15 protein-coding genes are annotated in these 19,585 nt (G+C 60.4%); 8 read left to right on the top strand and 7 right to left on the bottom strand.

The window, feature by feature from the left end; genetic code table 11:
* Nucleotides 1-194: 194 nt before the first annotated feature.
* Entirely contained in the window at nt 195-884 is a 690-nt protein-coding gene (gene rpe, locus IE087_RS14765; RefSeq protein WP_189370135.1) for a ribulose-phosphate 3-epimerase, read from the top strand.
* Here the strand turns inward: rpe and IE087_RS14760 are convergent.
* The 6 genes from IE087_RS14760 to IE087_RS14735 form a co-directional block, all read right to left on the bottom strand.
* Nucleotides 881-2,377 carry a class I adenylate-forming enzyme family protein gene (locus IE087_RS14760; protein WP_189370134.1) on the bottom strand — a complete coding sequence of 499 codons (1,497 nt, stop codon included), beginning with the start codon at nt 2,375-2,377 and terminating at the stop codon, nt 881-883. The two genes, rpe and IE087_RS14760, sit on opposite strands and share 4 nt — an antisense overlap.
* Entirely contained in the window at nt 2,370-2,804 is a 435-nt protein-coding gene (locus tag IE087_RS14755; protein ID WP_229801397.1) for a PaaI family thioesterase, read from the bottom strand. The genes IE087_RS14760 and IE087_RS14755 overlap by 8 nt, the downstream gene beginning before the upstream one ends.
* The gene (locus tag IE087_RS14750) at nt 2,785-3,855 is read right to left on the bottom strand and encodes an acyl-CoA dehydrogenase family protein (RefSeq protein ID WP_189370133.1); all 1,071 of its coding nucleotides are present in this window, start codon (nt 3,853-3,855) and stop codon (nt 2,785-2,787) included. The genes IE087_RS14755 and IE087_RS14750 overlap by 20 nt, the downstream gene beginning before the upstream one ends.
* Complete coding sequence (locus IE087_RS14745; RefSeq protein WP_189370132.1) at nt 3,855-5,054, bottom strand: acyl-CoA dehydrogenase family protein; 1,200 nt, start codon at nt 5,052-5,054, stop codon at nt 3,855-3,857. The genes IE087_RS14750 and IE087_RS14745 overlap by 1 nt, the downstream gene beginning before the upstream one ends.
* Nucleotides 5,055-5,057: 3 nt before the next feature.
* A complete protein-coding gene (locus IE087_RS14740) occupies nt 5,058-7,148 on the bottom strand; it encodes a 3-hydroxyacyl-CoA dehydrogenase NAD-binding domain-containing protein (protein WP_189370131.1) in 2,091 nt (696 codons plus the stop codon).
* Nucleotides 7,149-7,334: 186 nt separating this feature from the next.
* Nucleotides 7,335-7,838 (bottom strand): class I SAM-dependent methyltransferase, encoded by a 504-nt coding sequence (locus IE087_RS14735; protein ID WP_189370130.1) that lies wholly within the window; start codon nt 7,836-7,838, stop codon nt 7,335-7,337.
* Between the two features lie 136 nt (nt 7,839-7,974).
* Between IE087_RS14735 and IE087_RS14730 the strand changes: the two genes are divergently transcribed.
* The 7 genes from IE087_RS14730 to IE087_RS14700 all read left to right on the top strand — a co-directional run bounded on the left by IE087_RS14730 (nt 7,975) and on the right by IE087_RS14700 (nt 17,172).
* On the top strand, nt 7,975-9,744 hold the full coding sequence (locus IE087_RS14730) for an ABC transporter ATP-binding protein (protein WP_189370129.1): 1,770 nt from the start codon (nt 7,975-7,977) through the stop codon (nt 9,742-9,744).
* Complete coding sequence (locus tag IE087_RS14725) at nt 9,737-11,662, top strand: ABC transporter substrate-binding protein (RefSeq protein ID WP_189370128.1); 1,926 nt, start codon at nt 9,737-9,739, stop codon at nt 11,660-11,662. Before IE087_RS14730 ends, IE087_RS14725 begins: the two co-directional genes overlap by 8 nt.
* Nucleotides 11,659-12,687, top strand: a complete 1,029-nt coding sequence (locus IE087_RS14720) for an ABC transporter permease (protein ID WP_189370127.1) — start codon at nt 11,659-11,661, stop codon at nt 12,685-12,687. Before IE087_RS14725 ends, IE087_RS14720 begins: the two co-directional genes overlap by 4 nt.
* A 4-nt stretch (nt 12,688-12,691) precedes the next feature.
* Nucleotides 12,692-13,846, top strand: coding sequence for an ABC transporter permease (locus IE087_RS14715; protein WP_189370126.1), 1,155 nt, complete (start codon nt 12,692-12,694; stop codon nt 13,844-13,846).
* Nucleotides 13,846-14,916 (top strand): enolase C-terminal domain-like protein, encoded by a 1,071-nt coding sequence (locus IE087_RS14710; protein ID WP_189370125.1) that lies wholly within the window; start codon nt 13,846-13,848, stop codon nt 14,914-14,916. The genes IE087_RS14715 and IE087_RS14710 overlap by 1 nt, the downstream gene beginning before the upstream one ends.
* 106 nt (nt 14,917-15,022) lie before the next feature.
* The gene (locus IE087_RS14705) at nt 15,023-16,021 is read left to right on the top strand and encodes a sterol desaturase family protein (protein WP_189370124.1); all 999 of its coding nucleotides are present in this window, start codon (nt 15,023-15,025) and stop codon (nt 16,019-16,021) included.
* Entirely contained in the window at nt 16,018-17,172 is a 1,155-nt protein-coding gene (locus tag IE087_RS14700) for an acyltransferase family protein (protein ID WP_189370123.1), read from the top strand. The genes IE087_RS14705 and IE087_RS14700 overlap by 4 nt, the downstream gene beginning before the upstream one ends.
* Here IE087_RS14700 and IE087_RS14695 read toward each other — a convergent pair.
* Nucleotides 17,099-19,429: a mechanosensitive ion channel family protein gene (locus tag IE087_RS14695; RefSeq protein WP_189370122.1), complete on the bottom strand. Its 2,331-nt coding sequence runs from the start codon at nt 19,427-19,429 to the stop codon at nt 17,099-17,101. The genes IE087_RS14700 and IE087_RS14695 overlap by 74 nt on opposite strands.
* Nucleotides 19,430-19,585: the final 156 nt, after the last annotated feature.

Here is a 19,585-nt window from a genome sequence, read left to right as displayed (position 1 = left end):
TTGTCAAACTAATTATGATGTACGCCCCTCAGTTTCTGGATAACACAGAAATGCACCCGTACATTTCAAACCACACAGCGCGGTGCACCTCCATGTGTCCCACCTTCTCTGTTCCAAAAAATCCTCCCCGAAGGGCCCCTTCCCACCGGGTCGCCGGACCGATATATCGCACCCAAACATGCAAGGAGTCCGGCATGACCTTCGACCGCTCGATCAAGATCGCCCCATCCATCCTCGCAGCCGACTTCGCCAATTTTGGCGCGGAATGTGCTGCGGTCGAAGCGAAGGGTGCGGATTGGATTCATGTGGACGTGATGGATGGCCAATTCGTCCCCAACATCACCTTTGGCCCGGCGACGTGTGCCGCGATCCGCCCGCACATCAAGGGCGTGATGGACGTGCACCTGATGATCGCACCGGTCGATCCTTACATCCAAGCCTTCGCCGATGCCGGGGCCGATGTCCTGACCGCCCATATCGAGGCAGGGCCCCACATCCACCGCACGCTGCAGGCCATTCGTGGGGCGGGCATGAAGGCAGGCGTTGCCCTCAACCCCGGCACCCCAGCCGCAGCGGTCGAAGAGGTGATGGACATGGTCGACCTGATCTGCGTGATGACCGTGAACCCCGGCTTTGGCGGGCAAAAATTCATCGACATGACGGCCAAGATCAAAGCCCTGCGCGTGATGATTGGTGACCGCCCGGTGCACATCGAAATTGACGGCGGCGTCGATCCGACCACTGCGCCTTTGGTGGCAAAGGCAGGGGCAGACGTTCTTGTCGCGGGCTCCGCCGTATTCCGTGGCGGCTCCGTGGGTGACCCGGCTCCCTATGGTGAGAACATCCGCAATATTCGCGCCGCGGCTGAGGGCGTCTGGACCTAGTCCAACTGGTCTGAGAACGTCTCGATCAGCTTGTGTTTCAGGATTTTTCCGGTGGGTGCAGCGGGCAGGCTTTGCGCCAACACGTAGCGTGACGGGCGTTTGTACCCTGCCAACCGGTCCTTGACGAAGGCGCGCAGATCTTCCTCTGAAAGCGCGCTGCCGTTCGGAAGCTGAACAAAGGCCAGCACCTCTTCATCCCCGTCCTTCGCTCGCCCGACAACGGCGGCCTGCACGACATCCGGGTGATCGTTCAGCGCAGCCTCGACCTCGGGTGGGAACACGTTGAACCCACCGTGGATGATCAGTTCTTTCGCCCGGCCCAGAATGTGCAATTTACCCTCTGCATCAATCTGCCCAAGGTCGCCTGTCCGCAGCCATCCATCTGTGTCCAACACCTTCGCTGTCTCATCGGGGTTGCGGAAGTAGCCCTTCATTACGTGTGGCCCGCGGGTCAGCACTTCTCCCCCGGGGATGGCCTCATCAATCGCGATCTTAATGCCCGGCAGTGCGGGTCCAACCGAGGTGTCCGGATCGCCAATCCTGTTTCGGGTGGCCGCCGTTCCCGCGGTGCTTTCGGTCATGCCATATCCGTTCTGAATTGCGACCCCATAGAATACTTCGGCCTCACGTTTCCAGGTGGGGTCCAACGGTGCGGCACCGGAGGACACATAGCGCAACGTGTCAGAGCCCAAATCCGACAATCCCAACGTCTTGGCGTGTGCCATAAGAAGGGCGTGCATCTGAGGGACCGCAGAAAACAGGGTGATCCCGTCCCGCAGCGCATCGAACACATCAGCAACGACAAAACGGGGCACCAGCCGTACCGGCGCGCCGGCGTGGATGGCGGCGACGACAACAGAACACAGCCCGAAGACGTGGGTTGTCGGAAGAACGCCATAGATCAGATCATCATGTGTCATCCCGCGCAACTCGGCACTGGTTCTGCCACCGAAACAGACGTTGGAATGGGTGAGCATGACGCCTTTGGGATCACCCGTTGTTCCTGTGGTATAGAGCAGGACGGCGACGTCTTCGTCCCCGGCGAAACTGTCCCCGCGGGGACAGTGTAGAGCAAGCTCACCCCATATGCCGGATATGGTGCCAGCGTCTATATCTGCGATTTCGTTCTGTGCGGTGATGCTGTGCTTCGCAGCATCTGGCGAGACCTGTGTTGTGAAGAACACTGCCTTGGGTTCGGCATGAGCATCGACGCGGGCCAGTTCGGCAGGCGTTTGGCGGGCGTTGATTGGAACAGCGATGGCGCCAAGCAACCACGTGGCAAAGAGCGCTGCAACCTTGGCGGCGCAATTTTCGGAGACGATCATCACGCGGTCGCCTTGCGCGATGCCTTTGCCGCTAAGGACTTCGGCGATTTCGTCTGCGGCAGCGCCCAGCTGAGCATAGGTCAGGTGAGCGCCGGTCGCGTCCTCCACCGCCAGTGCATCCGGTCGGGTTGCGACCTGATGGGCGAGAAGATCATAGACGCTAGGCACCTTTCACCCGCTTGTAGACGCCTGTGGACGTGGCAAGGACGGTACCATTTTCGTCCTCCAATCGGCCTTCGGTAAAGATCGTGCTGCGCCCGCCGCCAGACACTTCGCCCGTGGCCACAACCACTCCACCGCTTGCTGGGGCGAGGTAGTTGGTGGTCATGGTCAACGTGGCCACCTTTGTGCTGCCATCGTCGTTGCCGGTTCGTGCCGCGGCAAAGCCCATGGCGTTGTCGAGCATGGCGGACATGATGCCGCCGTGCAGACCGCCGTGGCGGTTGCCGTGCTGCGCGCCGACATCGAGCCAGCAGCGCGACACGCCGTCCGCTTCCCTTATGTCCACGACGTAGCCGAGCAGCGTCTGCGCCCCGGTTTCGTCGCGGATGATGCCCGGCCCGTTTGGATCGGCATCAGGCGGCAGAGAGTGCAATGAACCGCTCCAGATGGTAGTCCGTATCGCCGAACCGGTGGTCGGCCATGATGATCCGCTTTGCGATGTGGGCCAGTTCGTATTCCTGCGTCATCGCAATGCCACCATGCATCTGGATGGCTTCCTCGGCCACGAGCCGCCCGATGCGCCCCATCAGGTTCTTGCTGGCGGACAGGTGCAGATCGGCGTCCCTATCCGCAACATAACCCGCAGCATTGATGACGGCCGAGCGTGCCTGCTCCATCTCGGTCAGCAGGTCGGACATGCGGTGGGCAAGAGCCTGGAATGTGCCGATGGGCCGCCCGAATTGCTTGCGCGTCATCAGGTAATCCTTGGTCAGCGCAGTTGCCGTGTCCATGGCGCCCAGCGCCTCGGCACATTGGGCGACAATGGCGAGGCGGTTGACCGCCTCAAAATCGCTGAGACCGAGGCCCAAGGCGGTGCCAGGTGTGTTGTCCAGCGTAACTTCTGCCGCGCGCCCTCCGGCAAGAAGCGGGTAACCCTGGATATCGAGACCTGCGGCCCCCTTGTCCACGAGGTAGAGCGCGATGGTGTCGCCATCCTTGGCCGAGACGATCAGGTGATCGGCGGCTTCGGCATTCATCACGACGGCCTTGCGGCCTGTCAGCTTGCCATCGCTGGCCGTCGTGTTGACGTGGTCGAGATCATAGCGGCTGTCAGGCTCACCATGCGCGACCGCGAGGTGCAGCGCGCCACCAATGACCTGTTCGACCATATCGGCCTTGCCTGCGGCGGCGAGCAACCGGCCCCCGATCAAGGCCGAGTCCAGGACGGGTTCGACAACACCTGCACGCCCCAGTTCCTCGAACACAACGGCGATATCAAAGCCTGCGCCGCCAAAGCCGCCCTGATCTTCGGTGAACAGCGCACCGAGCACGCCGAGTTCGGCCAGTTCCGCCCAGATGTCGGGTGAGAAGCCGGTATCGGACTCAAGGATTTGGTTGCGCCGTTCGGTTCCGTATTGTTCCCGCAGGTAGCGCCGCAGAGTGTCCTGCAGCATTTGCCGCTCTTCGGTTAGGTTGAAGTCCATTATGCGCCTCCGCTCATGGTCACTTTGGCGATGATGCCGCGTTGGATTTCGTTGGAGCCGCCGAAGATCGACAGCTTGCGGTTGTTGAAATACTGGCCTGCAACGGGGCCTGCATCGAACGGGTCGGGGATCCGGTCATTGGCGCCCTCGATCGCCTCGGACGCAAACGGCATGGCGTGGGGGCCGACAGCGCGGCGCGCGAGGTCGTTGATTTCCTGACGCAGGATCGAGCCTTTGACCTTGAGCATGGACGCTTCCAAACCCGGCGCTTCGCCTGCTGCCGCTTTCGAGATGATGCGCAGGTTGGTGGTGGCCATGGCGCGCAGGTCAATTTCCACCTGTGCGACGCGGGCCGCGAAGTGGGGGTTTTCCAGAAGCGGCTTGCCGTTGTGATTGGCGGCCTTGGCGATGCGTTTGACCGCCTTCAGCCCGGCCTCGCTCGACCCGACACCGCCGAGGCCGGTGCGTTCGTGCGTGAGCAGGTACTTGGCGTAGGTCCAGCCCTTGTTTTCCTCGCCCACGAGGTTTTCGACGGGTACTTTGACGTCCGTGAACCAGACCTCGTTCACCTCGTGACAGCCGTCCAGCAGGATGATGGGGCGTACTTCGACGCCCGGTGTGTCCATGTCGATCAGGAGGAAGCTGATCCCTTCCTGCTGCTTTGCATCCGGGTCGGTGCGGACAAGGCAGAAGATCATGTTGGCGAATTGGCCCAGCGTCGTCCATGTCTTTTGCCCGTTGACGATATAGTGGTCACCGTCCCGCACCGCCTTGGTTTTCAGCGAGGCAAGGTCGGAGCCTGCGCCCGGTTCCGAATAGCCCTGGCACCACCAGTCAGTGCCATCCAGCATGCGCGGCAGCCAGTGGTCCTGCTGTTCTTTGGACCCGAATTTCTGCAGGACGGGGCCAAGCATTGAGAACCCAAAGGGGACAATGCGGGGGGCGTGGGCAGCGGCGGCTTCGGTGTCGTAGATGTGGCGCTGGACGGCGGACCATTCGGCGCCGCCGTATGCCGCGGGCCAGTTCTGGGCCAGCCAACCACGCGCGTTCAGGATCGCATGCCAGCGTTCCATGTCGTCCTTGGTCAAGTCCCGATCCAGCCGGACCTTTTCAGCGATGTCTTTTGGAAGATCATTCTGCAGGAATGTGCGGATCTCTTCCTGGAAGGCCAGTTCTTCGGGGGAATAGCTCAGGTCCATATCTCAGCCCTTTTTGTTCAGGTCATCGAAGGTTTTGTTGTCGGCCACCAGCTGTTCGAGCAGCGGGGCGGGTGCCCAGAAGTCGGGGTCTTCGGCGGCGTAGGATTTGATGTCGTTGAGGAGCGGCTCAAGCCCCACAATGTCCGCCCATTTGAGCGGGCCGCCCCGGTAGCGAGGGAAGCCGTAACCGAAGAGCAGTGTCATATCGACGTCGAGGGGGCGGCGGGCGATGCCCTCGCCCACGACCTTGGCGCTTTCATTGACCATGGCCGCCATGTAGCGACGCACGATTTCCTCGTGGGTGAAGTCCCGGGGCGTGATACCGAGCCGCGCGCGGTCTGCCTCGATCATTGGCAGCACGTCGGGGTTGGGCACGCGCGCCTTCGGGCCAGCGGCATAATCGTAGTAGCCTTTGCCCGTTTTCTGGCCGAAATGGCCCTGTTCGCAGAGCGTATCGGCGTAGGTGGCATCGCGTTTGGGGGCGTACCCTTCGGCCCGTTTGCGTTTGCGCACGGCCCAGCCGATGTCGAGACCAGCGAGGTCTGCCACGGCGAAGGGGCCCATGGCGAAGCCGAAGTCTTCGAGCGCTTCGTCTATGTCGTAGGGCGAGGCGCCGTCGAGGATCATCTGGTCGGCGGCGGTGCGATAGGTGGCGAGGATGCGGTTGCCGATGAACCCGTCGCAGACGCCCGCGCGGACGCTGATCTTGCCCAGCATCTTGCCCAGCGCGAAGCCGGTGGCGGTGACATCGGGCGCGGTGGCGTCACCCACAACGACCTCAAGCAGCTTCATCACATGCGCTGGTGAGAAGAAATGCAGGCCCAGCACGTCAGCGGGACGCGACGTGGTGGCGGCAATTTCGTCGATGTTGAGATAGGATGTGTTTGAGGCGAGGATGGCGCCGGGTTTGCAGACGCGGTCCAGCTCGGCAAACACCTTTTTCTTGACCGCCATGTCCTCGAACACGGCCTCGATCACCAGATCGACGTCCTGCAGCTTGTCGTAATTGGTCACGACCACAAGCGTGTGCGTCAGGATCTGATCGTGCTGGTTTGGGGTGATCTTGCCCCGTTTCACAGCGCTAGACAGGTTGCGCTCGATCCGGTCGCGGGCGGCCTGCCCGGCCTCGGCGCTCATTTCCAGCATCGTCACTTCCAACCCGGACAAAAGGGCAGCCGTGGCAATACCGGCCCCCATCGTGCCGCCGCCGATCACACCGATGTGCTGGATGCCTCTTGGTTTGACCTCTTTCAGCTCCGGCAGGTTGCCCACCGCGCGTTCCGAGAAAAACGAGTGGATCATGCCCTGCCGTTGATCCGTTTGCATGAGGTCGTAAAAAATCTGACGCTCGGCCTTCAGCCCTTCGGCAAAGGGTTTTTCGACTGCAGCCTGCACCGCACGCACGCACCAAGCTGGCGAAATCTGACCGCGGCCCTTGGCCAGAATGGTTTCGAACGCCCGGTCCCAATCGATTGCCGCAGGCGGGTCCATTTCGGATATCGGGCGGCGGCTTGCGCCTTCATTCAGCAATCGCTGGGTATAGGCGATGCCGTTGGCCTTTGGATCGCCGTCTTCGATCACGTCGATGATGCCCAGTTCATGGGCCTTGCCAGCTCCGATATGCCGGCCAGTGGTCATCACATCCAACGCCGCCTCAACCCCTGTCAGGCGTGGCAGCCGCTGTGTCCCGCCAGCACCTGGGATCAGACCCAAATGCACTTCGGGCAAGCCCACCTTGGCCGAGGGCACCGCGATGCGGTAGTGGCAGCCCAGCGCCACCTCGAGCCCGCCGCCCAAACTGACACCGTGCATGGAGGCCACCACGAGAAGCGGTGACGCTTCGATCCGATTGATCAGGTCAGGCAGGTGCGGCTCAAGCGGGGGTTTGCCAAATTCGGTGATGTCGGCACCGGCAAAGAACGCACGCCCTTCGCCCACGATCAGAACGGCGCGCACGCCATTGTCGGCCTCGGCTTGATCCATGCGGTCCCACAGGCCCTGGCGCACAGCATGGCTGAGCGCGTTCACAGGCGGGTTCTGGACCGTCAGGATGGCGATGTCGCCTTCTCTGGAATAGGCAATCTTGTCGCTCATGGGTCCTCCGCTGGTTCTGAAACACGCGCATAGGTCCTCCACCCTGCGCATGTTTCAGCCTAGGCGTGCACAGAAAAAGGGCAAGCGATTCAAAACACGCCGCAACGTCACTTGGCGCCGATCCGCTCTTCATCTTGCCAGATAAACTCTCCCCGAAGGGCCGCTTTCCACTGGCCCGCCGGTTGCCTAGCTGTCGCGTCGGTAGATGAAACAACGACCAGGAACCGCGCCATCCGGCAGGGGCTGTTCGACCAGATCGTCGAAATACATCCGATCTGACGACACCATCAGTCCGCCCAACGCCAGCAACGGAGCGATGATGGGTGAGACTTTCTGCGCAAAGAGATCGTTCTTTTGTGCATTGTGTCCGCCCAGATCGGCGTGGATCAGAACCGCCGTAGATCCAAAGCGTTCAAGCGCCTGCGGCAAGGTTTCAAAGACGTCGCCCAGCAGAACCATGTCGTCGGGCGGCGTACTGTCAGGGTGGGAAGCCACCGCCCGTTCGAATACATAGATGTCACGGCCCGGCATGATGTGCCGCATGTGATGGTAGGTGCGCCCATTGCCCAAGCCCAGCTCGAACACCGGCCCGTCCATGTCCGCGATGACGTTCGCTGCGTGATCCAGACAGGCCCGTTGGGACACCATACGGTCGACAAAAAGGTCAAGGCGGCTTTGTTGCATGATCATTTCCTTTGCTTTTGCCCTAGATGGGGCAAAAAGTGATCAAGCGGTAGCACATTTGCGCGGCTTTCCCGTGTATGGACGTGATGGATGGAATCGGGTTCACTGATTTCAAGACCTGTGCGCGAAAAAAGGACCATGAATGGCCCCGCTTCTGGAAGTGAAGAATCTGTCGATCGGCTTTGGCTCGGCTCCTCCGGTCGTGGCGGGCGTCAACTTCTCGGTCGCGAGCGGTGAGACGCTGGCGCTGGTTGGTGAGAGTGGGTCTGGCAAGACTTTGACCTGTCGGTCGGTCCTGCGCATTTTACCGAAAACAGCGCAATTGCGTCAGGGGTCGATCATTTTCGGAGAAGGTGACGCGCGGACCGATCTGCTCGATTTGTCGAGCTACAGTATCCGAAGCATTCGTGGCAACCGTATTTCAATGATTTTCCAGGAACCCATGCGGTCCTTGTCTCCGCTACACCGCATTGGCAATCAGGTGTGTGAAGTATTGACCCTGCATCGCAACATGTCGGCGGCAGAGGCCAAGCAGGATGTGCTGGCAACATTCGAACGCGTCGGGTTCGCGGACCCTGAACGCGCTTTCCGCGCCTATCCTTTCGAGATGTCGGGCGGGATGCGGCAGCGCGCCATGATCGCGATGGCCATGGTGGCCAAGCCCGATCTGCTGATTGCGGATGAACCCACCACTGCCCTGGATGTCACCACGCAGGCGCAGGTGTTGGGCCTGATGAAAGATTTGCAGCGCGACACAGGCATGGCGATGATCCTTGTCACCCATGATCTGGGTGTCGTTGCCAACATGGCCGACAGCGTGGTCGTCATGAACAAGGGTCATGTCATGGAAAGCGGTCCGGCCCCCGTTGTTCTGGGCGAGCCGGGCCATGGCTATACACAAAAGCTGTTTGCCGCCGCCCCGATGATCCCGAAGGACCCGAAGCCATCCGAGCCTTTGCCAGCCGAAGATCTGATCCTTGAGCTGAACAACGTGTGCAAGACATACACAGTGCGTGCCGGGGGCTGGCGCGAGAAGAAGAAGGTGCATGCCTGTGTGGACGTCAATCTGAAGCTGCCCCGTGGCAAGACGCTGGCCGTTGTGGGCGAAAGTGGATCGGGCAAGACCACCTGTGCCCGCATCGCGCTGGGGGCAGAAGTGCCGGATGACGGGTCAGAGGTGCTGTTTCGTCCCGAGCAAGGGGCCGATCCGGTTTGCATCAATGCGCTGAGCCGTTCCGACAAGGTGGCCTTTCAGCGGCAGGCGCAGATGGTGTTTCAGGACCCTTATTCGTCGCTGTCGCCGCGCATGCGGGTGCAGGAGGCGTTGACTGAGCCGATGGAAATTCACCGCATTGGCAACCGAATTTCCCGACGCGACAAGGCAGCCGAGATGCTGCGCTGGGTGGGCTTGAACCCCGATATGCTGATGCGCTACCCGCACGCCTTTTCCGGTGGGCAGCGTCAGCGGCTGTCCATTGCCCGTGCGTTGACCTTGGACCCTGTTCTACTGGTCTGTGACGAGCCGACCTCGGCCCTTGATGTGTCGGTGCAGGAGCAGATTCTGAGTTTGCTGGAGCGCATACGGGACGGGATGGGGCTGAGCTATCTGTTCATCAGCCACGACTTGGCCGTTGTCGCCCGCATTGCCGATGAGGTGGCCGTGATGCGTCAAGGTGTCGTTGTTGAGCAGGCTCCGCCGGAGACGCTGTTTTACAACCCGCGCCATCCGTACACCAAGGCCCTGATCGCGGCGCAGCCCGAGCCGGATGTGCAGCGTCCGATTGACTTGGCCGAGGTGTCGCGTGGCGCCGGATCGCCTGCAAGCTGGCCAGATATGTTTCGCTTTGAGGGGCTGGAGGCCCCTGACCTCATCCAGATCGAACCCGGACACAAGGTGCGCTGCCATGTTTAGACGTTTGACAGCTATTGTTCTTGCCGGCGCCATCGCTCTGCCCGCCCTGGCCCGGCCCATCGTGCAAGAAAGTGCGTTTTGGGCACCAGAGGTGAAGAAGGGGCAGATGGATGCGGCCGCGGACCGCGTTCCGGAAGTGCCCCTTGTTGTCGATCTTGAGGCCAAGGGTCGGCAGTTCGGAACCCAGGGCGGCACGTTGCGCACCATGGTCACGCGCACCAAGGACGTCCGCCAGATGGTGGTCTATGGTTACGCCAGGCTGGTCGGCTATGACCACAATTACCAGCTGAAGCCCGATATCCTGCGCGATGTCGATGTCGAAGAGGGGCGCATTTTCACCCTGCATCTGCGGCCCGGTCATCGCTGGTCGGATGGTGCGCCCTTCACCTCGGCTGATTTCGAATATTGGTGGAAGCACGTCGCCCAGAATGCGGAACTGAGCCCAAACGGCCCGCCCGAGATCATGCGCCTGGGCGAAGATATCGCCACGATGACCTTCCCTGATGAGGTAACGGTCGTCGTAGAGTTTCCGGAGGCAAACCCCAACTTCTTGCAGCTGCTGGCCCAGGCCAGCCCGCCCTTCATTTACCGGCCTGCCCATTACCTCAAGCAGTTCCACGTCGCCTTCAATACCAAGGAAGCGATGGAGGAGATGATCGACGCCAAGCGCGTGCGCAGTTGGGCGCCACTGCACAACAAGCTCGACAACCTGTACAAGTTCGACAATCACGAACTGCCAACCTTGCAGCCATGGAAACCGGCATCGACCGGGGCGGCCATGCGGCACCTGTTCGTCCGCAATCCCTATTTCCACCGCATCGATGCGCGCGGTGTGCAACTGCCCTATATCGACGTGGTCGAGATGGACATCGTGGGATCGGGCCTTGTGGCGGCCAAGACCAATGCGGGCGAGACCGATCTGCAAGCTCGGGGGCTCGACTTTCGCGACGTGTCGATCCTGAAGAAGGGAGAGGCAGATGGCGCGCCGTACCGCACCTACCTGTGGTCCAATGGTGCAGCGAGCCAGATTGCCATCTATCCCAACCTGAACTTTGCCGATCCGGTCTGGCGCGAGGTTATGCGCGACGCGCGGTTCCGGCGCGCCCTGTCGCTGGGTATCGACCGGCGGATGATCAACCGCGCGCTGTATTTCGGCCTTGGCAAGGAAGGCGGAATGACGGCGCTTGCCAAAAGCCCATTGTTTGATCCCGCGAACCTGACCCAATGGGCCATCTATGACCCGGACACCGCCAATGTGATGCTGGACCAGATGGGCCTGAACAAACGCACCCCAGCGGGCACGCGCCTGTTGCCGGACGGTCGCCCGATGGAGTTCGTGATTGAAACCGCGGGCGAGCGGCAGGAGGTCGAGAACGCGCTTGCGATCATCACGGACACGTGGCGGGATATTGGCATCAAGCTGATCATGCGCCCGCTGGACCGGGATATCCTGCGCAACCGTGTCTTTTCCGGTGTGACCATGGCCTCGGTCTGGTTTGGCTGGGACAACGGATTGCCGCAACCAAGCACACCACCAACCTACCTTGCCCCGACGGATCAGGTGTTCTTTGCCTGGCCGAAATGGGGCCAATACTACCAGACCCATGGTGCGGCGGGCGAACCGGTGGACCTGGAGGCGGGCAAACGTCTGATGGCGCTGAGCATGGCGTGGCAAAACACCGAAGACCCCGTAGAGCACAGGGAAATCTGGCGCGAGATGCTTAAAATCCACGCCGACAACCAGTTCGGCATCGGTATCCTGAGCGAGGCCCCGCAACCAGTTGTCGTCTCTGACCGCCTGCGGAACGTGCCGGAACAAGGCAAATGGGCATGGGACCCCGGCGCACATTTCGGCGTGCACCGGATTGACGAATTCTTTTTCGCAGACGCTGAACAGATCGCGCAGGTGAGCGAATGATGTTCATCCGCTATGCAGCCTACCGGCTGTTGACGATGGTGCTGACACTGATCGTCGTCTCCATCCTGATCTTCATCATTATCAACTTGCCCCCTGGCGACTACCTGTCGAACCAGATCGCCGAGTTGCGCGCCACGGGCCAAGCCGAAGGTGTCGCCAAGGCAGAGTTCCTGCGCACCGAATACGCGCTCGACCGCCCCTTGTGGGAGCAATACCTGATCTGGGTGGGCGTTGCCCCCGGCCCCCAAGGGTTCTCCGGACTGCTACAAGGAGATTTTGGATGGTCATTCGAGTTTGATGCGCCGGTTGCCGACATCGTTGGTGACGCACTGTGGCTGACCGTGCTGGTCAACCTTGCCGCCGTCTTGTTTGTGTATCTTGTTGCCCTGCCCCTTGGCGTTCTGGCCGCGGCCCGGTCGGCCACATGGGTCGACTACACCACCGCCTTTGTCGGGTATCTGGGCCTTGCTACGCCGAACTTCCTGCTTGCGCTGATCCTGTTTTATTACGGCCACAAGTATCTGGGCCTGCCCATCGGCGGTCTGATGGCGCCCGAATTCGAAGGCGAGCCCATGAGCCTTGCCAAGGTGCAGAGCGTGCTTGTGCACCTGATCGTGCCGACCTTTGTGATCGGCACATCCGGGGCGGCCGCCATGATGCAGCGCCTGCGGGCCAATATGCTGGATGAGTTGAGCAAACCCTATGTCGAAACGGGGATGGCAAAGGGTTTGGCCCCGGCCAAGTTGCTGACCAAGTATCCGCTGCGCATGGCCTTCAATCCGTTTGTGGCCGATATTGGCAACCTGCTGCCCGCCATGGTGTCGGGGTCGGTTCTGGTGTCCGTGGTGCTGGGGTTGCAGACCATCGGACCGGCCTTGCTGACCGCGCTGAAGTCGCAGGACCAGTTCCTCGCCGCCTTTGTGTTGATGTTCGTGGCACTGCTGACCCTTATCGGCACGATGATTTCGGACCTCTTGCTGGTGCTGCTTGATCCGCGCATCCGCTACGGCGCACGGGAAGGATAAGACCATGAGCACCCTGCCCGACGGCCGTTTCATCGACGACGCCCCCTATGATCCTAATGTGGACCTGTCCGCCCCCGAGCGGTCCGACATGGATGCGCCCAACTGGGTTCTGGTGTGGCGCAAGTTCCGCAGGCACAAGCTGGCATTGGTGTCCGGCATCTTCCTGTTTCTGGCCTATTTGGCGATCCCGTTTGCTGGGTTCATCTCGCCCTACACTCCGAATGAACGCAGCGCCGATCACCTGTATCATCCACCGCAAGCCATCAAGTTCTGGCACGAGGGGCAATTTGTTGGCCCCTTTGTCTATCCAACCATCGGGAGCGCTGATCTTGAGAACTTCCAGTGGGTGTACGAGACGGACACCTCGCGCCCAATGCCGCTTCAGTTCTTTTGCGAGCGGACGGAATACAAGCTGTTCTTCCTGATCCCCGCCGACAAGCACCTGTTCTGCGCGCCCGAGGGAGCGACCGTGTTTATCTTTGGCTCGGACCGGCTGGGGCGGGATGTGTTCTCGCGCATCTCCTACGGCGCGCAACTGTCGCTGACCGTGGGTCTAATCGGCATCACCGTGTCTTTTATCCTCGGCATCGGGTTTGGGGCCATTGCGGGCTATTTTGGTGGTTGGGTCGATTGGGTCGTGAACCGCGCCATCGAGATTTTGCGATCCTTGCCAGAACTGCCCTTGTGGCTGGCCTTGTCCGCCGCCGTGCCGTCAAATTGGGGGCCGGTATCTGTCTTTTTCATAATCAGTATCATCCTCGGCCTGCTGGATTGGCCGGGGTTGGCAAGGGCGGTCCGAAGTAAATTCCTCTCGTTGAGAGAGGAGGAATATGTGCGGGCGGCAGAGATGATGGGGGCGAAACCGTCGCGGGTCATCCGGCGGCATTTGTTGCCAAACTTCATGTCGCACCTGATTGCGTCAGCCACCTTGTCGATCCCGGCAATGATTTTGGGCGAGACGGCTTTGTCCTTCCTTGGTCTTGGTTTGCGTGCCCCAGCTGTGTCATGGGGGGTGATGCTGAATGATGCGCAGAACCTGGCGAGCATTGAGATTTACCCGTGGACAGCCATTCCGATGCTGCCGATCATCATTGTCGTTCTGGCCTTTAACTTCCTTGGTGACGGGCTGCGCGACAGTCTGGATCCTTATAACGACTGATGCGGATTGAACGGATCAAGGCGCGGGCGGTGATGGCACCGTTGGCGGTGCCCATCACGACGGCGCAGGCATCGATCCCTGCGGCACCCCTGGTGCTGGTGGATGTGGAGACGGATCAGAGTGTCAGCGGAAGCGCCTACATCTTTGGCTACACCCCACTGATGCTGAAGCCGCTGGTGACCTTTCTGACGGACCTGTCAGAGATGCTGGCTGGGTCCCCAGCTCATCCGGCGGATGTGGATCGACAGACCGCATCGCAGTTCAGGCTGCTGGGGAGGCAGGGGATGGTGGGCATGGCGCTGGCCGGTCTGGACCTTGCGCTGTGGGATGCGCAGGGCAAGGCGGCGGGCCAGCCCGTTTGTGCCTTGTTCGGCGCCACGCCGCACCCCGTGCCGTGCTATGACAGCCAAGGCCTGTTTGTACCAGGTCGCGATGAAGCGCTGATCGAAGCATCGCTGGCGCGTGGATTCACGGCCATCAAGGTCAAGCTGGGCTTTCCGACAGTGGCCGAGGACGTGGCAGCCTTGCGCGTGGTGCGCGACATGATCGGGCCCGAACGGAAGCTCATGCTGGACTACAATCAGGCCTTCGATGCGCCCGAAGCAATCGCCCGCATCCGCGCCCTTGAAGCGGCCGGGTTGGACCTGACATGGGTCGAAGAGCCGGTGCCCGCCGAAGATTTGGCGGGCTACCGATCCGTCCGTGCTGCTGTGTCCACCACCATTCAATCGGGTGAGAATTGGTGGCATCCAGCGGACGCGGCGCGCATGGTCGGAGCCACGGACTACGCGATGCCCGACATGATCAAGATCGGAGGGCTGAGCGGCTGGTTCCGCGCCGCTGCCATGGCCGAGGCTAAAAGCGTTCCCGTCTCAAGCCACCTCTTTGTCGAAGCGTCGGCCCATGCATTGGCCGCCACACCCAATGCACATCTGCTGGAATGGCTGGATGTGGCGGGCGGGGTGATGACCGAATCCTACGCGGTTGAGGATGGCTGCGTGACGGCCCGTGGACCCGGCCTTGGCATCAATTGGGATGAGAATAAGGTCGCGCATCACCGCGTGGAGTAGCGCCGCATCACCCGAAACAATCGAATAAAATTCCGCCTAAAGTCGCCATACTCTCAACAAATTTGCCGCCTATCGCAGTGCCCAAGACACGACGCGCGAGGGCGAGATGGACGCTTTTTACGAACTTCTGGACGGATTCACCGGGTTCCTGTTTGACTGGAATTCGCGTCTCGCGTTGCTTTACCTCTGCCTGACTGTCGCATTGGTTTATGTGATCTGGCGGGTGCGCGGGCGGCCCACATCTTTCACGGCCTTCCTGCTGCCGCGCGCGGTCTATACGCACAAATCGAACCTGGTCGACATCCAGATCTTCCTATTTAACAAGCTGCTGACAGTGTCCGGGTTCTTTGCTGCCGTGACGTTGACGCCGATTGTGACCGCAGGCGCACTGACAATGATGCTGGACGCAACAGGAGGCGACCTAGCCCCCGCCGTAGGTCAGGGCGAATGGGGCAAGCTGGCGCTTGCCACCATGATCATGATCCTGACGCTGGATTTCTGCAAATATTGGGCGCACAGGCTGCACCACGAGAACGCGTTCCTGTGGCCGTTCCATGCCTTACATCACTCCGCCGAAGTGCTGACGCCCCTGACTGCGAACCGGAACCATCCGGTGTTCATCGTGATCCGCTTGTTCATCTATGCCGTTGTCGTGGGATCGGTGCAGGCGTTGATGCTGTTCCTGTTGATGGGCAAGATTGACGTGCTGACCATCGGCAGCGTGAACGCGGGCTACTTCCTGTTCAACGCCTTCGGCGCCAACCTGCGCCACAGCCATGTCTGGCTGAGTTATGGGCGCGTGATGGAGCACATCCTGATCTCGCCGGCGCAACATCAGGTGCACCACTCGAACGACCCCAAGCACTACAACAAGAACTATGGTGAGGTGTTCGCCTTTTGGGATCTGATGTTCGGGTCGCTCTACGTGCCAAAAGAGCATGAAATCCTGAGCTTTGGCCTGTCGGATGAAAACGGTGTCCCGATAGAACAGCCACACCCAACCCTGCGCGCCGCCTTGCTGCACCCATTTGTCGAGGCATGGGAAGCACTGACCAAGGGGACAGATGATCCCTCTGCGCCGCAGAACCGTGAGACTGCGCAATGACACGTGGTCTGTCCCTGTGGCTGGACGCGCTGCGGGTGGCTGCCACCCTGCTCGTGGTGTTTTCCCATGTCGCCTATGCGCGGTTCACGCGCGGGGATTACGAGTTTGTCCGTGATCTGAATGTCGGCAGTGATGCCGTCATCGTCTTCTTTGTCATTTCGGGGCTGGTGATCGCCTTTGCCGCAGAGCGGGACAAGACGCTTGGCACCTATGCGTTCAACCGCTTGACGCGGCTACTGTCCGTGCTGTTGCCCGCGCTTGCGCTGACATTCATCTTGGACCAGATCGGGCGGCCCATGGATGTATCGGCCTATCCAGATCGTTTTTATCAACCCCTTCCCTTGTGGGAGATGTTGGCCCGCGGGCTTACCATGTCCAATGAGTGGGGCCTGTTTGAACGGGTTCGGTTGGGCACAAACGGCCCGCTTTGGTCGTTGAGTTATGAAGCCGCATATTATGTTTTGTTTGGCGTGGCCGTGTTTTGTACGGGTGTGCGCCGGGTTGTCCTGCTGGCGGCGCTGGCCATCGTCTTTGGCCCACGCATCCTGCTGCTGATGCCCGCATGGTTGATGGGCGTCGCTGTCTGGCATTTCGTCAAATCTGGCGGGGCGGCACAGTTGAGCGCTGCAACAGCACGCATTCTCGCTTGGGGTGGTCCGTTGGCTTACATCCTGTGCCAGACCCTGAATGTTCCTGACATCCTTGCGAACGTGACTGCCGCAGCCTTCGCCCCCGGTCACTATCGGTTCATCCTCGTCTTTTCAGATGAATTCATCTGGAACACCCTGATTGGCCTGATGACCGCCCTTCACGTCATAGGTATGGCCCGACTGGCGCAAGGCTACCAAGGCGCCCATCCACATCTGCGCTGGTGGGCCGGAGCAAGCTTTTCGATCTACGTGGTACACTACCCTGTTCTGCACCTGATCGACGCGGCGTTCCCGACCGAAACCATGTCGCGCGATGCCCTGCTGTTCTTTGGCTCTGTTGCCGCCGGGTTGGTGTTTGCACAGGTCTTCGAACGCCCAATTGGGGCCGTTCGTCAAGCTGTTCGAAACGTTGGAGCGCTGTTGCCTGTCACCGGTCGTCGGCAAAATCCGCCGCATCCTCAAGCAACTCTTCTTCCAGAGACGCCTGCGCAGCAGCGGTGATCGCCTTGCGGTCTTCTTCGGTCAGGTCATCGGCTTTCTGCCCATCGGCCAGCCGCACTGTCACCTCACGGTGTGCAAACTTGATGCCCTCGCGTTCAAAGAGTGCGCGGATTTCCTCGTAGACCTTTTTGCGCACCAGCCATTGATCGCCTGGTTTGGTCATGAACTTGACCCGGATGATCATGGCGCTGTCCTGCATTTCGATCACGCCCTGCGACTTGAGCGGCTGGATGAAGTTGTCCCCGATGACCGGATCATCCAGCAGGGCGACCCCCAGCTTCTTGATCAGCTTGCGGACGTGTTCGACATCGGTGTCGTAAGTCACGCGCAAGGGCAGCTTCATGATCACCCAGTCGCGGGAGTAGTTCGTCAGCACCTGGATTTCGCCAAAGGGGATGGTGTGCAGCGCGCCCAGGTGATGGCGCAGTTGGAAACTGCGGACGCTGATGTTTTCCACCGTGCCCTTGACCCCGCCTACGTCGATGTACTCGCCTTTGCGGAAGGCGTCGTCGAACAGGAAGAACGCGCCGGAGAAAATGTCACGCACCAGCGATTGCGAGCCAAAGCCGACAGCCACACCTACGATGCCGGCACCAGCAAAGAGCGGACCGACATTCACCCCCATTTCCATGAGCGTGATCAGCAGCATAGACAGGACAATGACGATCAGGACAAAATTGCGAAACAGCGGCAGCAGGGTGGCAAGGCGGGATGCGGATGAACCGCCGCCTTCATCGCCCAACTCCACTTCCTGCACATCGCCCTGTTCTTCCCTGATCTTGTCGTCAATCCAGATACGGAAGGCGTTGTAGGCAATGTACCCAATGAACAGGATCACGATGATGTCGAGCAGTCGGTCGGTCCAGCTTTCCCCCATCATGGGCGCATCGGGGCTCCAGATCGTGACGAAAGCATAGATCCCGGCGACAAAAGCGAGGATGCCCGCAACCCTTTGTGCCAACCCTTCGAACGTGCTGATCCGAGGGCCTGTGGTCACCGGTGCCGAAACGGGTTCAGCGGCGATCTGGGTCGTTGCGTTGTGCTCTCGCACCAGACGCGCACGGGCGAAACTGCGCTCGATAAAGAAATTGATGACACCAAAGACCACTATGATGGTGGTCAGAATGGCCCATGCCGCTGCCAGAAGCGGCACGCCTTGAGGATCACCAATGACGAGGTGATAGGTCTGGTCACCCCATGCAAACAGGAAATACAACACGGCCAGCGGCCCCCAGACCCGCGCCAGCGTGCGCAGAACCCAGGTTGAATCCGACGGCGCCTTGCCGTTCAGGATCGCACCGGTGATTGCGCGGCCATTGGCGATGACCAGCATGATATTCAGGCACATCACCATCAGGCTGAGCAAAGAGAAGAGAAACACATGGACTTCGCTGTTCAGGCCCAGTTCTTCGATCCAGACGCCGAAGAGGATCGCAAAAAACCCAAAGGCCGCAGCCCCCGACAACCACAGATGCAGTTTGCGCGCGTCGCCATCACTGAACAGCGGGATGCGATACTGTGGCAGATAAGGCGACAGGATCATACGCCACAACCCCGCCACAACCCGAGCCGTGAAGTACCCGATATTGATCAACGTGACGGTGAATTGCATGGCCGCGTCCTCGAGCGGACCAAAGATGATCGCCCCAAGCAGATACGCCACGGCCATTGAAACGAGCGTTCCGACAATCCCCATAAAAAAGCGGAACACGAGGAAGGGCATCTTTTCGACGTAGCCATCCGGCGCGTCGTGAATACGGGCCACGACGAAGCGTTTGGCGATACGTTTTCCAAATATCTGCGCTTCGAACACCATACCGGCAGCGAAGAGCGCCATGCTGATCAGAAGAGCCTTCACGTAGGCAAAGATCGTGCCATCCGGGCTGGTCGCTCGCAGGATATACGCCACCTCGTTGAAAGCTACAGGCAGGTTGAGCAATCGGTCCACCAACGCCGTGCGAAAGGCCACCGCTTCGTCCTGGATCGCCATCAGCGTGGTGCCGCTGCCCGGTGCCTCGTCGAACGTGGCAGGTGTGCCGGTTTGGGTGATCACACGCCCATCGCTGTCGATGACAATGACGTTGACGCCATTCTGTGCAGCACTTTCCATTATATCTGTGATGTCGCCCGGGGCGGTGTCAGTCGCACTGGCCCCCGGCAGCAAACTGCCCAGACCCTGGGCGTGCAGCAATGTGGGAAACAGGAGTGCAAAGCCGATCAGGAGTGGCAGCAAGAGGCGGGAAAGGGAGTATGTCATATGCGATATCGCAGAGCTTTCAGATTTCAGCGAAGCTACGCGACCGCAGGTACGAAGACAATTGCATCTACCTGGACGTGAACATTCGCGACTGGTCTGATACGCGCCAATTTTACAAAGCGTTCCATTTTTGCGATAGCGCGAGCATAGGTGTTC

Source organism: Tateyamaria omphalii, from assembly GCF_014651375.1.
In the GTDB taxonomy this organism is placed as follows: domain Bacteria; phylum Pseudomonadota; class Alphaproteobacteria; order Rhodobacterales; family Rhodobacteraceae; genus Tateyamaria; species Tateyamaria omphalii.
Note: the sequence above shows the minus strand (reverse complement) of the source record. Positions and strands in the feature narration are given on the sequence as shown.